The sequence below is a fragment of the Streptomyces sp. NPDC006335 genome (genome assembly GCF_040612795.1).
GTDB lineage: Bacteria > Actinomycetota > Actinomycetes > Streptomycetales > Streptomycetaceae > Streptomyces.
The window spans coordinates 81,707-96,416 of the sequence record NZ_JBEXQX010000003.1 but is presented as its reverse complement, the minus strand read 5'-3'; the positions used below and the strand labels follow the sequence as shown (position 1 = coordinate 96,416).

The 14,710-nt window shown below is 70.2% G+C and carries 12 protein-coding genes; 3 read left to right on the top strand and 9 right to left on the bottom strand.

Features of this window, described 5'->3' with window-relative positions; all coding sequences use genetic code 11:
* Positions 1-29 precede the first annotated feature (29 nt).
* Entirely contained in the window at positions 30-1,256 is a 1,227-nt protein-coding gene (locus ABZ098_RS11240) for an acetyl-CoA C-acyltransferase (RefSeq protein WP_053852149.1), read from the top strand.
* A complete protein-coding gene (locus ABZ098_RS11235; RefSeq protein WP_351990577.1) occupies positions 1,253-3,379 on the top strand; it encodes a 3-hydroxyacyl-CoA dehydrogenase NAD-binding domain-containing protein in 2,127 nt (708 codons plus the stop codon). The genes ABZ098_RS11240 and ABZ098_RS11235 overlap by 4 nt, the downstream gene beginning before the upstream one ends.
* A gap of 53 nt (positions 3,380-3,432) precedes the next feature.
* On the opposite strand, the gene ABZ098_RS11230 is transcribed toward ABZ098_RS11235, so the two are convergent.
* From ABZ098_RS11230 to ABZ098_RS11220, 3 genes are all read right to left on the bottom strand, one after another.
* Positions 3,433-3,573: a hypothetical protein gene (locus ABZ098_RS11230; protein WP_356589552.1), complete on the bottom strand. Its 141-nt coding sequence runs from the start codon at positions 3,571-3,573 to the stop codon at positions 3,433-3,435.
* 10 nt (positions 3,574-3,583) lie between these two features.
* The gene (locus ABZ098_RS11225; protein ID WP_356589550.1) at positions 3,584-4,297 is read right to left on the bottom strand and encodes a hyaluronoglucosaminidase; all 714 of its coding nucleotides are present in this window, start codon (positions 4,295-4,297) and stop codon (positions 3,584-3,586) included.
* Positions 4,298-4,390: 93 nt separating this feature from the next.
* Positions 4,391-5,419 carry a hypothetical protein gene (locus tag ABZ098_RS11220; RefSeq protein WP_356590496.1) on the bottom strand — a complete coding sequence of 343 codons (1,029 nt, stop codon included), beginning with the start codon at positions 5,417-5,419 and terminating at the stop codon, positions 4,391-4,393.
* A 70-nt stretch (positions 5,420-5,489) separates the two neighbouring features.
* Here ABZ098_RS11220 and ABZ098_RS11215 point away from each other — a divergent pair, with 70 nt between their 5' ends.
* Positions 5,490-5,855 (top strand): NTP pyrophosphohydrolase, encoded by a 366-nt coding sequence (locus ABZ098_RS11215; RefSeq protein WP_356589548.1) that lies wholly within the window; start codon positions 5,490-5,492, stop codon positions 5,853-5,855.
* 100 nt (positions 5,856-5,955) lie between these two features.
* On the opposite strand, the gene ABZ098_RS11210 is transcribed toward ABZ098_RS11215, so the two are convergent.
* The 6 genes from ABZ098_RS11210 to ABZ098_RS11185 form a co-directional block, all read right to left on the bottom strand.
* A complete protein-coding gene (locus ABZ098_RS11210; RefSeq protein WP_356589546.1) occupies positions 5,956-7,383 on the bottom strand; it encodes a glycosyltransferase family 39 protein in 1,428 nt (475 codons plus the stop codon).
* Positions 7,384-7,457: 74 nt separating this feature from the next.
* Positions 7,458-8,960 (bottom strand): amino acid permease, encoded by a 1,503-nt coding sequence (locus tag ABZ098_RS11205; RefSeq protein WP_356589544.1) that lies wholly within the window; start codon positions 8,958-8,960, stop codon positions 7,458-7,460.
* Positions 8,961-9,102: 142 nt separating this feature from the next.
* Positions 9,103-11,022, bottom strand: coding sequence for a 1-deoxy-D-xylulose-5-phosphate synthase (gene dxs / locus ABZ098_RS11200; RefSeq protein ID WP_356589542.1), 1,920 nt, complete (start codon positions 11,020-11,022; stop codon positions 9,103-9,105).
* A gap of 123 nt (positions 11,023-11,145) precedes the next feature.
* Positions 11,146-12,468 carry a sugar ABC transporter permease gene (locus ABZ098_RS11195; protein ID WP_356589540.1) on the bottom strand — a complete coding sequence of 441 codons (1,323 nt, stop codon included), beginning with the start codon at positions 12,466-12,468 and terminating at the stop codon, positions 11,146-11,148.
* On the bottom strand, positions 12,465-13,256 hold the full coding sequence (locus ABZ098_RS11190; RefSeq protein WP_356589538.1) for an ATP-binding cassette domain-containing protein: 792 nt from the start codon (positions 13,254-13,256) through the stop codon (positions 12,465-12,467). The genes ABZ098_RS11195 and ABZ098_RS11190 overlap by 4 nt, the downstream gene beginning before the upstream one ends.
* A 289-nt stretch (positions 13,257-13,545) precedes the next feature.
* Positions 13,546-14,637 carry a substrate-binding domain-containing protein gene (locus ABZ098_RS11185; protein ID WP_356590494.1) on the bottom strand — a complete coding sequence of 364 codons (1,092 nt, stop codon included), beginning with the start codon at positions 14,635-14,637 and terminating at the stop codon, positions 13,546-13,548.
* Positions 14,638-14,710 lie beyond the last annotated feature (73 nt).

The window sequence follows — 14,710 nt, the reverse complement described above, 5'->3', positions numbered from 1 at the left end:
GCAGATCCCGCATCTGGAGGAGAGCCATCGTGCCTCGTACCGTCAGGGACGTCGTCTTCGTCGACGGCGTCCGCACCCCGTTCGGCAAGGCGGGCCCGAAGGGCATCTACCACGAGACCCGTGCCGACGACCTCGTCGTGAAGGCGATCCGGGAGCTGCTGCGCCGCAACCCGGGTCTCGACCCCAAGAAGATCGACGAGGTCGCCATCGCCGCGACCACGCAGATCGGTGACCAGGGGCTCACCATCGGCCGTACCGCCGGGATCCTCGCCGGTCTCCCGCAGTCGGTACCCGGTTACTCCATCGACCGCATGTGTGCCGGTGCGCTGACCGCCGTCACCACCGTGGCCGGTTCGGTCGCCTTCGGGGCGTACGACATCGCCATCGCCGGCGGTGTCGAGCACATGGGCCGCCACCCCATGGGCGAGGGCGTGGACCCGAACCCGCGCTTCGTCTCCGAGAAGCTGGTCGACGAGTCCGCCCTGTTCATGGGCATGACCGCCGAGAACCTGCACGACCGGTACCCGACGATCACCAAGCAGCGCGCCGACGAGTACGCCGTGCGCTCCCAGGAGAAGGCCGCCAAGGCGTACGCCAACGGCAAGATCCAGGCCGACCTGGTCCCGATCTCGGTGCGCCGCACCAACCCGGAGGCCGGTGAGACCGGCTGGGGCCTCGTGACCGCCGACGAGCCGATGCGTCCGGGCACGACCCTGGAGAACCTGTCCGGGCTGAAGACGCCGTTCCGCGTCCACGGCCGGGTCACCGCCGGTAACGCGGCCGGTCTGAACGACGGCGCCACCGCCTCCCTCATCGCCTCCGAGGACTTCGCCCGCGAGAACGACCTGCCGGTGAAGATGCGCCTGGTCTCGTACTCCTTCGCGGGTGTCGAGCCGGAGGTCATGGGCTACGGCCCGATCCCGGCCACGGAGAAGGCGCTCGCCCAGGCGGGGCTGTCGATCTCCGACATCGGCCTGTTCGAGATCAACGAGGCCTTCGCGGTCCAGGTCCTGGCCTTCCTGGAGCACTACGGCATCGCGGACGACGACGAGCGCGTCAACCAGTACGGCGGCGCGATCGCCTTCGGTCACCCGCTGGCCTCCTCGGGTGTGCGTCTGATGACGCAGCTGGCCCGTCAGTTCGAGGAGCAGCCCGAGGTCCGCTACGGCCTGACCACCATGTGCGTCGGCTTCGGCATGGGCGCGACGGTCATCTGGGAGAACCCGAACCACAAGGACGCCGGAGGCAGCAAGTGAGCACCACTGAGCTCTTGAAGGGTGCGGCCGAGCTGTTCCCGGACGAGGTCGTCACCCAGGCGCACGTACGCCACCTGGACCTGCCGTTCAACGCGGGGCGCTTCGCGCTCATCACGCTGGACAACGGCTTCGACCACACCAAGCCGACCACCTTCGGCCCGGCGTCGCTGGCGAACCTGAACACCGCCATCGACCAGGTCGAGAAGGAGGCGTCGGCCGGCGAGATCGTCGGTGTCGGCATCACCGGCAAGCCGTTCATCTTCGCGGTCGGCGCCGACCTCAAGGGCGTCGAGCTCCTCAAGGAGCACAAGGACGCGCTGGCCATCGGCAAGGGCGGCCACGAGGTCTTCAAGCGCCTCGCGGGCATCGCGGTGCCGACCTTCGCGTACTACAACGGCGCGGCCATGGGCGGTGGCGTCGAGGTCGGTCTGCACTGCACCTACCGCACGGTGTCCGCGGCCCTGCCCGCCTTCTCGCTCCCCGAGGTCTTCCTCGGTCTGGTTCCCGGCTGGGGCGGCTGCACCCTGCTGCCGAACCTGATCGGCGCCGAGAAGGCCGTCTCGGTCATCATCGAGAACTCCCTCAACCAGAACAAGCAGCTCAAGGGCGCCCAGGTCTACGAACTGGGCATCGCCGACGCTTTGTTCGAGGGCGCGGACTTCCTGGAGCAGTCCCTGCTGTGGACGGCGTCCGTCCTCAAGGGCGAGATCGTCATCGAGCGCCCGGCGATCGACCGCGGTGAGGCCTGGGACCAGGCCGTCGCCAAGGGCCGTTTCATCGCGGACTCCAAGGTGCACGGGGCCGCTCCGGCCGCCTACCGCGCTCTCGACATCATCGAGGCCGCCAAGAACGGCGACCTCCAGCAGGGCTACGACGCCGAGGACCAGGCCCTCGCCGACCTGATCATGGGCGGCGAACTGCGCTCCGGCATCTACGCGTTCAACCTGGTGCAGAAGCGCGGCAAGCGTCCCGCGGGCGCCCCGGACAAGAACCTGGCCCGTCCGGTCACCAAGGTCGGTGTCGTCGGCGCCGGTCTGATGGCCTCCCAGCTCGCACTGCTCTTCCTGCGTCGCCTGGAGGTGCCGGTCGTGCTGACCGACATCGACCAGGAGCGCGTCGACAAGGGTGTGGGCTACGTCCACGCCGAGATCGAGAAGCTGCTCGGCAAGGGCCGTATCAACCAGGACAAGGCCAACCGCCTCAAGGCCCTGGTCACCGGTGTGCTGGACAAGGCGGAGGGCTTCTCCGACGCCGACTTCATCATCGAGGCCGTCTTCGAGGAGATCGGCGTCAAGCAGCAGGTGTTCGCGGAGGTCGAGGCGGTCGCCCCGGCGCACGCGATCCTCGCCACCAACACCTCCTCGCTCTCCGTCTCGGAGATGGCGTCGAAGCTCAAGAACCCCGAGCGGGTCGTGGGCTTCCACTTCTTCAACCCGGTCGCGATCCTCCCGCTCCTGGAGATCGTCCGCGGTGAGCAGACCGACGACGCCTCGCTGGCGACCGCTTTCGCGGTGGCCAAGAAGCTGAAGAAGACCGCGGTGCTGGTCAAGGACGCCCCGGCGTTCGTCGTGAACCGCATCCTCACCCGCTTCATGGGCGAGATCCAGAACGTCATCGACGAGGGCACCCCGGTGGCCGTGGCGGAGAAGGCGGTGGAGCCCCTGGGCCTGCCGATGTCCCCGCTGGTCCTCCTGGAGCTGGTCGGTCCCGCGATCGGTCTGCACGTCTCGGAGACCCTCAACCGGGCCTTCCCGGACCGCTTCACGGTCTCCCCGAACCTCGCGGCCGTCGTCAAGGCGGGCAAGCGCGGCTTCTACGTCTACGACTCCGGCAAGCCGGAGCTGGACCCGGAGGTCGCCGCGCTCCTCAAGCAGGGCGATGTCGTCCTGTCCGAGGAGCAGGTCCGCGAGCGCGTCCTGGACGCCGTCGCCCAGGAGATCGGGCTCATGCTCGACGAGGGTGTCGTCGCCGAGGCGCAGGACATCGACCTCTGCCTGATCACGGGCGCCGGCTGGCCCTTCCACCTGGGCGGCATCACGCCGTACCTGGACCGCGAGGGTGTCTCCGAGCGCGTGAACGGCAAGAAGTTCCTGGCTCCGGGCGTGGCGTCGGTTCCGGCGTAAGCACCTCCCGTACGGCCGTGAAGAGGGCCTCCGCCGCGGCGGAGGCCCTCTTCTCATTCCGCCTCGGCGGCGGCCAGCCGGGCCGTGAGGTCGGCGTTCTCGGCCTCCAGGCGGGCGATGCGCTTGCGGGCGAAGTAGAGCTCCATGACGGCGTCCTGGAACTCGGCGACGAGCTGTTCGGGGGTCAGTTCCATGGCGCTCCCCCTACGCCGGGGCCAGCAGCGTGACCTTGCCGCTGCCGCCCTTCCAGTACAGGGCGCCGTCCCGGGCGTACAGGGAGCCGCCGCCCAGTGCCGCGGGCGCGTTGCTCGGCGCGGCCGTGACGTCCGCGAGCCGTACGGCGCCCTCGGCGAGGATCGCGGACGCGGCGTCCTGGGCCACCTGGACGACATGGAGCTGCGCCTGCGGGGTGTCGCCCCGGCGGACGCCGATGCCCACCCGGCCGCTGCCCTTGACGACCAGGTCGTCCAGCCCCTTGTTGTTGCGCAGGACCAGCAGGGCGCCCTTGGTCGCCCCGGTGGTGGCGGTGACGAAGATGCCCTGGGCCGCGGTGCCGCCGCTCTGGTCCGTGACGCCGTGCGTCTGGAGGTCGATGGACAGGGCGGAGCCGTCGGCGTCCGAGCCGTCGGCGTAACCGTCGTGGGTGATCTTCACCGTGCCGCGTGCGGTCTCCACGCCGGTGACGTTCAGGGCCGAGGTCTGCGGGTTCTGCGAGGCCACGTTGAGCGCGGCGCCCGCCCCGGAGGTGGCCGCCATGACGGCGGTGACCGCGTGCGCGGTCGTCGACCGGGTCCAGAACTGGGCGGGCGCCGTGTAGTCGGTGTAGTCCCCCACCGCCACCGCCTCCGTGCCGTCGGCGGCCACGGTCACGGCCCCCGCCGTGAACGCGCCGAGGAACAGTCTTCGTCCCACTGCCATGGGGATCCCCCTTGTCCGTACCGGATTGGATCACCATTCCATCACGGACTACGCACAGGTGTGCGAGGCTTGGACGTTCGGGTCAGGGGGTGCTCAGACCTCCCGCCAGGCCGCCAGCGCCAGTCCCGGCTCGTCCTTCTGCCGGGCGATCCGCAGCTCCCCGTCCGGGGTCACCGTCGCGGCGACGACACGGCCGTCCGCGTCCTCGGCGAGGGCCACGGCCGTGTCCGCCGGCAACCCGGGCCCGGACTCCGTCCACCACAGCCCCGCCGACTCCTGCTCGGTCGGACAGGCGGCGAAGGCGACCCGGCCGGAGGCCGAACGCTGCGCGAGGACCGTGCAGTCGTGGCCCTCCAGGGTGCAGCGCAGCAGGGCCGCCGGGCCCGGCCCCGCCGCCGCGAGCAGCGGGGTGGGCTCGGTGTCCGCACGCCAGGCGTGGAGCATGCCCTCGGGGTCCGCGAAGAACAGGGTGGTGTGTTCCTTGGAGGTGGGCAGCGCGCTGAGCGTGCCCGGCTCGACGCGCACCGGCAACGGGTCGGCCTGGACGGGAGGTGCCCCCGCCTGCGCCTGGAGCCAGCGCAGGATGCCCGCCGGGCTGCTGCCATACAGCTCGACCCGGCCCGACTCCCCCGTCACCGCGGCGAGTTGCTCGTGCACGTCGGTCCCCCCGAGGTCGGCCCAGGCGTTCCAGCCGCCGCGTTCCTTCTGGACGAGGGCGCGCACGCCGTCGCCGCGGTCGCGGACGAAGACATGGGCGCGGCCCTCCGCGTCGACGGCCACGGCGGGTACGCCGGTGCGCGCGCCGGCCTTGTCGGGGTGACCGACCGGGGCCCAGTCGAGGGCGGCGAGGTGGACGCGGAAGTGCGTGGAGTGGACCAGGCCCGCCTCCTGCGCCTTGGTGGGCCGCCAGGAGACGAGATGCGCGTAGCCGTCCGCGCCGTGTCCGACGGCGAGTCCTGGGTGCAGGCGCTGGTCGCCGCCGACCCTGCGCCAGGGCAACCAGGTGTCGCTGCCCGGGTGGTGTTCCGCCCGGCACCACACGGCTTCGTCACGGGTGGCGTAGACGCCGAGTCGGCCGTCGCGGGCGCGGATGAGCCAGTCGCCGTTCACTGTACGGACCATTGACACGGGCCCACTCTAATCGGGCGGTCGGCGCCGTCCTCGGGTGGGCCGGGCGTGGGACGCTGGGGGCATGAGTGACGTGCTGCTGGTCGTCGTGGATGCCGCGAATGTCGTCGGGTCGGTGCCGGACGGATGGTGGCGGGACCGACGCGGGGCGGCGGAACGGCTGCGGGACCGGCTGGCGGTGGACGGGGTGCCCGGGCGGGACGGTCCCGTGGAGATCGTGCTGGTGGTGGAGGGGGCGGCTCGGGGGGTGTCCTCCGTGCCGGGGGTGCGCGTGGAGTCGGCTACCGGGAGCGGTGACGACCACATGGTGGAGCTGGTCGCGGGGGCGGGCGAGCGGCCGGTGCTGGTGGTGACGGCGGACCGGGAACTGCGGCGCAGGGTCGGGGAGTTGGGGGCGGAGGTGGCGGGACCGCGGACGGTTCGCCCCTGAGCGCCCCTGAAGGTGGGCCCAGTGCACGTACCTCAGGGGCGCGGGGAACTGCGCGACCAGCCACGACGCACCCGCACCCGACGACGCAACGCGACGCCCCCTACCCCCGTCTCACCCACAGCACCGCCCCGTCCACCGTCCCCACCTCCTCGTACCCCGCCAGCAACCGCCGGAGGCCCCGCACCCGTTCCGGTGCGTACGGCTTGCCCCGGGAGTCGTCCACCACCAGGACCGCCGAGACCGCTTCGCGCCGGAACACCCTCCACGCACCCCTCACTGCGTACCTCTCCCCCACCCGCCCGCCGTCGCGGCCGCCGCTGTAGTTGGTGAGGAGACCCGCCGTCAGATAGCGGGTGGCGGGGGCACGGTCAGCCAGCCAGTACGTCTCCGGGTGTATCCCCCAGAGCAGGACCGGATCGCCCGGCGCCGTGCGGGACGACACCGCCTGTGCGACACGGCGGGCGTGGTCGAGGTCAGGGCGAGGGGCCAGCGCGCCCCACGTCAGGAACAGCGCGCACGCGCAGGCCGACGTGAGCACCGCCGTGACCGTACGGTCGTACGGCAGGGCGTGCAGTGCCGCCGTGGCCAGGAGCGCGACCGGCGGGAGGAGGGGGAGGTAGTAGTGGCCGAAGAAGTGGAGGCCGAGCACCACGCCTCCCGCCGACGCGAGCAGCCACAGCCACAGGTCGGCCGTCGGTGCGCGCCGGGCCCGTACGACAGGTGGGACCAGACCCGCGCAGGCCACCGTGACAATCCCGGTGTTGACCAACGCCCTTGACAGAACGTGGAGTTCGGAGCCGGTCAGGGTCGCGTACGCGCCCGAGCCCGTCACCGTCCAGAACACGAAGCCCGCCGGGTCCGTGGCCAGCGCAGCGCCCAGCACCGGCAGCACGGCCCCCGCCGCCAGCCGCAGCACTCCTTCACGCCGCGCCCCCGAGGCCACGTACAGCCCCAGCACCGGCAGCAGTACCGCCCCGCCGGTCTGCTTGGTGAGGAAGGCGCAGGCGACCGCCGTTCCCGCCGCGCCCCAGCGCCGCCGGTCCGCGCACCACATCGCGGCGGCCGTGCAGGGCAGCAGGAACACCTCGAAGGTCGCGGCCTGCGCGTCCTCGGGGTTGAGTCCCACGGAGATCAGCAGGTACAGGACGCCGGCGGTACGGCCGGACGCGTCGCCCCAGCGGCAGCGGGCCAGGGAGGCCAGCAGGGCGGCGGTGAGGAGTTGGGCCAGGACCGCCAGCACCCGCACGCCGGCCAGCGTGCCGGAACCCGTCACCGCGAACGCGGCCTCGTACAGCCACGGCACGAACGGCGGCTTGCGGTCGACGACCGTCTCGTAGAGCTGTCCGCCGTGCGCCAGCAGCCGTGCCTGGACGGCGAGATAGCCCTCGTCCGGGTTCCACAGGGGGCGGGAGAAGGAAGGGATCCTCGTCACGCAGGCCAGGGCCGCGAGCGGGGGCAGCAGCCGACTCCAGTACGCCGTACGAGAAGCGGGTACGGAGGGTGACGGGAGCAGGAGCTCTGCGGACATGGCGAGCACGCTATCCGGCCCCGTATCTCCTGGCTGGGCAGGACATACGGGGCCGGGGCGGCGGAACGTATGTGTTACTCCGTGTTACCGACGGCCGCCGTCTCCTCGCGTCGGCCGAGTCGGCTGTGGGAACGGCCGTAGAGGAAGTACACGGCGAAGCCGAGGACCATCCAGATCGCGAACCGCAGCCAGGTCTCCGCCGGCAGGTTGAGCATCAGCCAGAGCGAGGCCGCCACCGACAGGATCGGGATGAACGGCACCCACGGGGTGCGGAAGGCCCGGGGCAGGTCGGGGCGGGACTTGCGGAGGATGATCACGCCGATGGCGACGACCACGAACGCGAACAGGGTGCCGATGTTGACCAGTTCGGCGAGTTCGCTCAGGGGCGTGAAGCCGGCGACGATCGCGATGATCACGCCGAGCAGGATGGTCGGGCGGTGCGGGGTCCGGAACTTCGGGTGCACGTGGGAGAAGAACGTGGGCAGCAGTCCGTCGCGGCTCATCGCGAAGAAGACCCGGGTCTGGCCCAGCAGCAGGATCATGCACACCGTCGTGAGGCCCACCGCGGCGCCGAAGCTGATGAAGCCCGCGAACCAGGGGTGGCCGGTGGCCTTGAAGGCGTCCGCGAGCGGGGCCGTGATGGACAGGTCCGTGTACTTCTGCATGCCGGTCACGACGATCGACACGGCCACGTACAGGGTCGTGCAGATGAGCAAGGAGCCGAGGATGCCGCGGGGCATGTCACGCTGCGGGTTCCTGGTCTCCTCGGCGGCCGTGGCGACGACGTCGAAGCCGATGAAGGCGAAGAAGACGACGGAGGCCGCGGTGAAGATGCCCATCACGCCGAAGTTGGAGGGCGCCCAGCCGAACATGAGCTGGATCAGCGGCGACTGGAGACTGTCACCGGCCGGCACGTCCTGCGCCTTGGGAATGAACGGGTCGTAGTTGTCGCCCTTGACGAAGAAGGCGCCGGCGATGATCACGGTCAGGACGACCGTCACCTTGATGGCGACGACGATCGAGGTCACGCGCGCGGAGAGCTTGGTGCCGAGCACGAGGATGCCGGTGAGCACCAGGACGAGCGCGGCGGCGAGGATGTCGAAGCCGAAGCCGTCGGCCCCGTCGCGGCTGCCGAGCGCGGCCGGCAGATGCCAGCCCGCGTTGTCCAGCAGCGAGGCGATGTAGCCGGACCAGCCGACCGACACCACCGCCGTGCCCAGCGCGAACTCCAGGACCAGGTCCCAGCCGATGATCCAGGCGGGAAGTTCACCGAGGGAGGCGTACGAGAAGGTGTACGCCGATCCGGCCACCGGGACGGTGGACGCGAACTCGGCGTAGCAGAGCGCGGCGAGCGCGCAGACGACGCCGGCCACCACGAAGGCCAGGGCGACCGCCGGGCCGGCGTTGTTCTTGGCGACGGTGCCGGTCAGGACGAAGATGCCGGTGCCGATGATGACACCGACGCCGAAGACGGTCAGATCCAGCGCGGACAAGGATTTCTTGAGCGCGTGCTCTGGTTCCTCGGTATCGAGGATGGACTGCTCGACCTTCTTCGTCCGGAAGAGGGTGCTGCTCACGGGTACCTCCCACGCTGTGTCGTCCTCGACATGATCGAGAGGGGGCGTAGGTCGTATGCCCCGGCGCGGCCGGATTCACGCGAACGGGCCGGTCACACCACTGTCAAGAGTGGTGTGACCGGCCCGTTCGGGCGAGCCCCTGTCAGTCGCGGGCGGGCTGCGCCTCGGCCGGGGTGCTGTCGTACCGGCCGTCCAGCTTCGAGACGAGGCCCGTGACCTGGCGGGCGATGTCGGGCGCGGTCAGCCCGATCTCCGCCATGATCTCGGCGCGGGAGGCGTGGTCGAGGAAGCGCGGCGGGATGCCGAAGTCGCGCAACGGGACGTCCACGCCCGCGTCGCGCAGGGCCTGGGCGATCGCCGAACCGACACCGCCGACCCGGCTGTTGTCCTCGACGGTGACGACCACGCGGTGCCGCTCGGCGAGCGGGGCCATGGCCTCGTCGACGGGCTTGACCCAGCGCGGGTCGACGACGGTGGTGGAGATGCCCTGCTTGTCGAGCAGAGCGGCGATCTCCAGGCACATGGGGGCGAGGGCGCCGATGGAGACGAGGAGCACGTCGGGCCTGTCCGTGCCGGGCTCACGCAGCACGTCCATGGAGCCGACGGTGCCCACGGCGGGTACGGCGGGGCCGACGACGCCCTTGGAGTAGCGCAGCACGGTCGGCGCGTCGTCGACCTGGACGGCCTCGCGGAGCTGGGCGCGCAGCTGCTCGGCGTCGCGCGGGGCGGCGAGCCGGAGCGTCGGGACGACCTGGAGCATCGACATGTCCCACATGCCGTTGTGCGAGGCGCCGTCGTCGCCGGTGACGCCGGCCCGGTCGAGCACGAAGGTCACGCCGCACTTGTGCAGGGCGACGTCCATGAGGACCTGGTCGAAGGCGCGGTTGAGGAAGGTGGCGTAGACGGCGAAGACGGGGTGCAGGCCGCCGGTCGCGAGGCCGGCCGCGGACACGGCGGCGTGCTGCTCGGCGATGCCGACGTCGTAGATGCGGTCCGGGAAGGTGTCCGCGAACTTCTTCAGGCCGACCGGCTGGAGCATGGCCGCGGTGATGGCGACGATGTCCTCGCGCTCCCGGCCGAGCTTGACCATCTCGTCGCCGAAGACGGAGGTCCAGCTCGCGGCGGAGGCCTTGATGGGCAGGCCGGTGTCGGGGTGGATGGGGCCGATGCCGTGGAAGCGGTCGGCCTCGTCCTGCTCGGCGGGCTCGTAGCCGCGGCCCTTCTCGGTGAGGCAGTGCACGATCACCGGGCCGCCGAACCGCTTGGCGCGGGCCAGCGCCGACTCCAGCGCCTCGATGTCGTGGCCGTCGATGGGGCCGACGTACTTCAGGCCGAGGTCCTCGAACATGCCCTGGGGCGCGATGAAGTCCTTGAGGCCCTTCTTGGCGCCGTGCAGGGTCTCGTAGAGGGGGCGGCCGACGACCGGGGTGCGCTCCAGGAGGTCCTTGCCGCGGGCCAGGAAGCGCTCGTAGCCGTCGGTGGTGCGCAGGGTCGCGAGGTGGTTGGCGAGGCCGCCGATGGTCGGCGCGTAGGAGCGCTCGTTGTCGTTGACGACGATGACGAGCGGACGGTCCCTGGCGTCGGCGATGTTGTTCAGCGCCTCCCAGGCCATACCGCCGGTCAGGGCACCGTCACCGATGACGGCGACGACGTGGTCGTCCCGTTTCAGCACCTGGTTGGCCTTCGCGAGGCCGTCCGCCCAGCCGAGGACGGTCGAGGCGTGGCTGTTCTCGATGACGTCGTGCTCGGACTCGGCGCGCGAGGGGTAGCCGGACAGGCCGCCCTTGGAGCGCAGCTTCGAGAAGTCGTGGCGGCCGGTGAGCAGCTTGTGCACATAGGACTGGTGGCCGGTGTCGAAGAGCACCCGGTCCTTGGGCGAGTCGAAGACCCGGTGCAGTGCGATGGTCAGCTCGACCACACCGAGGTTGGGGCCGAGGTGGCCGCCGGTCTTGGAGACCGCGCCGACGAGGAAGCTCCTGATCTCCTCCGCCAGCTGGTCCAGCTCCTCAAGGCTGAGCCGGTCCAGATCACGCGGTCCCCTGATACGGGTCAGCAGCGGCACCCGTGCCTCCTTGCTTAGAGCTGATCGAGCTTTGCCGGGCGGGGTCGAGTCTAATGTTCCACGACATGCGAGTCGCCCGGCACCTTCTGGGGTGCCGGGCGACCTGGCTGGGCCGAGCAGGGCTTATCCGCGGCCCGCGGCCTTCTGAGACTTGCGCGACACGGAGTCGATGACGACCGCGCCCAGCAGAACACCACCGGTGATCATGTACTGGATGGACTGGTTCATGTTCAGCAGGTCCAGGCCCGTCTGGATCGACTGGATCACCAGCATGCCGAGGAGCGCGGACCACACCGAGCCGCGTCCACCGAACAGCGACGTACCACCGATGACGGCCGCCGCGATGGCGAGCATCAGCGTGTTGCCGCCACCGGCGCTCAGCGTGGCGCTGGCGGTCTGACCGGCGAAGAACATACCGCCGACGGCCGCGAAGCCGCCGGAGATGGCGAAGACGGTGATCCGGATCATCGGCACGTTGATACCGGCACGACGGGCCGCCTCGATGCCGCCGCCGACCGCGAAGACCTTGCGGCCGTACGTCGTACGACGCAGCACGAAGTCCACGATCACCAGCGCGGCGAGGAAGATCACCAGCGCGTTGGAGACACCGGCCGCGTCGTTCAGCACCGCCGCCGTGACGAAGGACGCCACCGCGAGCGCGCCGACGCGCATCAGGATCTCGCTGGTCGGCCGGAAGGGCACGCCCGCGGCCTTGCGGCGGCGCTGCTCACCGAAGTTGCCGACGAGGGTCAGGACGACACCGAGACCGGCCAGCAGGTAGGCGCCGATGATGGCCTGGTCCATGAAGAACGAGTTCTGGCCGAGCAGGTGGACCGGACCGGAGTCGGACGGGATGTTGATGGTGCCGCTGGAGCCCAGCAGCCACAGCATCAGACCGTTCCAGCCGAGGAAGCCGGCCAGGGTGACGACGAACGCCGGCACACCGATCCTGGCGAAGAACCAGCCGTGCAGCGCGCCGACGGCGATACCGGTGATGACCGCCAGGACCAGCGACAGCCAGGCGTTCATGCCGTGCTCGACCACGAACACCGCGAACAGGGTCGACGCCAGACCGCTGACCGAACCGACCGACAGGTCGATCTCGCCGAGCAGCAGGACGAACACCAGGCCGATGGCGAGCATGCCGGTGGCCGACAGGTAGTAGCTGATGTTGGAGAGGTTGTCGGCGCTCAGGAAGCGGTCGTTCTGGAGCTGGAAGATCGTCCAGATGACGATCAGGCCGACGACGACCGGCAGCGAGCCCAGCTCACCGCCCTTGACCTTGCGCGTGAACTCGGTCCAGTAGCCCTTGAAGCCCTCTTCGCGGACCAGCAGCCGGGGGTCGACGACGGCGACCGGCGCGGCGGTGGGGTCGTCGGCGGGGGCGACGGTGGTCTGCTGCCCCTTCGCCGCGTCCGCCTTGGAAACCTTGGATGTGTCGCTCACTTCGCGGCCTCCGTGCTGCGACGCCCCGCACGACGGGTCACGGCGTTGTCCGTGGCACCGGTGATCGCGGAGATGATCTCTTCCTGACTGGTGTCCTTCACCGAGAAGGAGCCGTTGTTCCTGCCCAGACGCAGCACGGCGACGGTGTCGGCGACCGCCTTCACGTCGGCCATGTTGTGGCTGATGAGGATGACGCCGAGGTTGCGCTCGCGCAGCCGCTCGACGAGGTCGAGGACCTGTGCGGTCTGCTCGACACCGAGGGCGGCGGTGGGCTCGTCCAGGATGACGACCTTGGGGTCGCCGATCAGGGCGCGCGCGATGGCGACGACCTGGCGCTGACCGCCGGACAGACTCGCGATCGGGATGCGCACACTCGGGATGCGGATGGAGAGCGTGCTCAGCAGCTCGCGGGCCTTCTGCTCCATCGTGACCTCGTCGATGACGCCGCGGTGCAGCAGCTCGCGTCCGAGGTAGAGGTTGCCGACCACGTCGAGGTTGTCGCACAGGGCGAGGTCCTGGTAGACCGTCGCGACGCCGAGTCCCTGGGCGTCGTGCGGCTTGTTGATGCTGACCGGGTTGCCGTCCCACTCGATGACGCCCTCATCGATGGGGTGGACACCGGCGATCGTCTTGACCAGCGTGGACTTTCCGGCGCCGTTGTCGCCGACCAGGGCGACCACTTCTCCGGCGTGGACCTCCAGTTCGACATCGGTGAGGGCCTGCACCGCACCGAATCGCTTGGAGACTCCGCGCAACGCCAGCACGGGCGTAGCGGACACGTGAACCATCTCCTTCGCCGCCTGACCGGCGGGGATGCCGCGCTTGGGGTAAGGCGCGGAGGGGTTGTGCTCTCGGACACTCAGGCTCGTAGCTCTCGACTGACGAGTTGTGCCGTAAGCACGGATTTACTAGTCGAACATGCGCGCGGCCGATGCCTCTTGGCAACGGCTGCGTCCGCCATGCTTCCGTCCGGCGCCCGCCCCGCAGCGGGGTATGAAGGCGGTGCGGGCGCCGGACAGGCTTGGTGCCGGCCTCGGGGCGGGTCCGTCGAAGAACGCGCCCCGGGCTCAGCGGGCCTTACTGAAGGCCGGCCTTCTTGCACGCGGCGGCGTAGTCCGCGGTGCAGATGTCGGTGACCTTGTACAGGCCGTCCTTGACGACCGTGTCCTTGATGTTCTTCACGGTCACCGAGACCGGGGTCAGCAGCTTCGCCTTGACCTTGTCACCGGAGCCGCTGGTGACCTCGGTGTCGGCGAGGGAGCTGATGTCCTTGCCCTGGAGCAGGTTGACCGCGAGCTCGGCGGCGGTGTCGGCCTCCGGCTTGTAGGCCTTGTAGACCGTGGAGGACTGGGTGCCGGCGACGATCCGCTGGATGGCGGCGAGCTCGGCGTCCTGGCCGGTCAGCGGGATGTTGCTGATGCCCGCGCCCTTGAGGGTGTTGGCGATACCACCGGCCATGCCGTCGTTGGCGGCGTAGACGCCCGCGATGTTCTTGGCGCCCAGCTGGGTGATGGCCGCGGACATCTTCTGCGCGGCGACGGTGTCCTTCCACAGGCCGGACTGCTCGTAGGCGATCTTGACCTTGCCGTCGAGGACCTTGTGCGCGCCCTCCTTGAACTGGCCGGCGTTCGGGTCGGCGTCGTCACCGTTGATCATGACGACGTTCGCCTTGGGGGTCGCCTTGGAGCCGAGGGCGTCGAGCAGGGCCTGGCCCTGGAGCTCGCCGACCTTGACGTTGTCGAAGGAGACGTACGCGGAGACCGGGCCCTGGGCCAGACGGTCGTACGCGACGACCTTGACGCCCTTGCTCACCGCGGAGGCGATGGAGGACTTGATGGCGGCCGAGTCCTGCGCGGAGACCACGATGACCTTGACGCCCTTGGTCACCATGCTGCTCATCTGCTGGGCCTGCTTGGCCGGGTCGGCCGCGGCGTTGGCGTAGGAGACGGTGCAGTCGTCGCACAGCTCCTTGACCTTGGCCTCGAAGTACGGCTTGTCGAACTTCTCGTACCGCGCGGTGACGTTGTCGGGCAGGAGCAGGCCGATCGACTTGCCGCCGGTGCCCGAGCTGCTGCTGTCGCCGGCGTTGTCGTCGTCGCCTGCCTTGCCACAGGCCGCGGCGGAGACGGCGAGTGCCGAGATCGCGACGGATACGGCCACACGACGCATGAGCGTGTTCACTTGAGAAACCTCCCTGACGAGGCCGCGTCGTTGCGGCCGAGGTGGCTGGAAGTCAACTCGG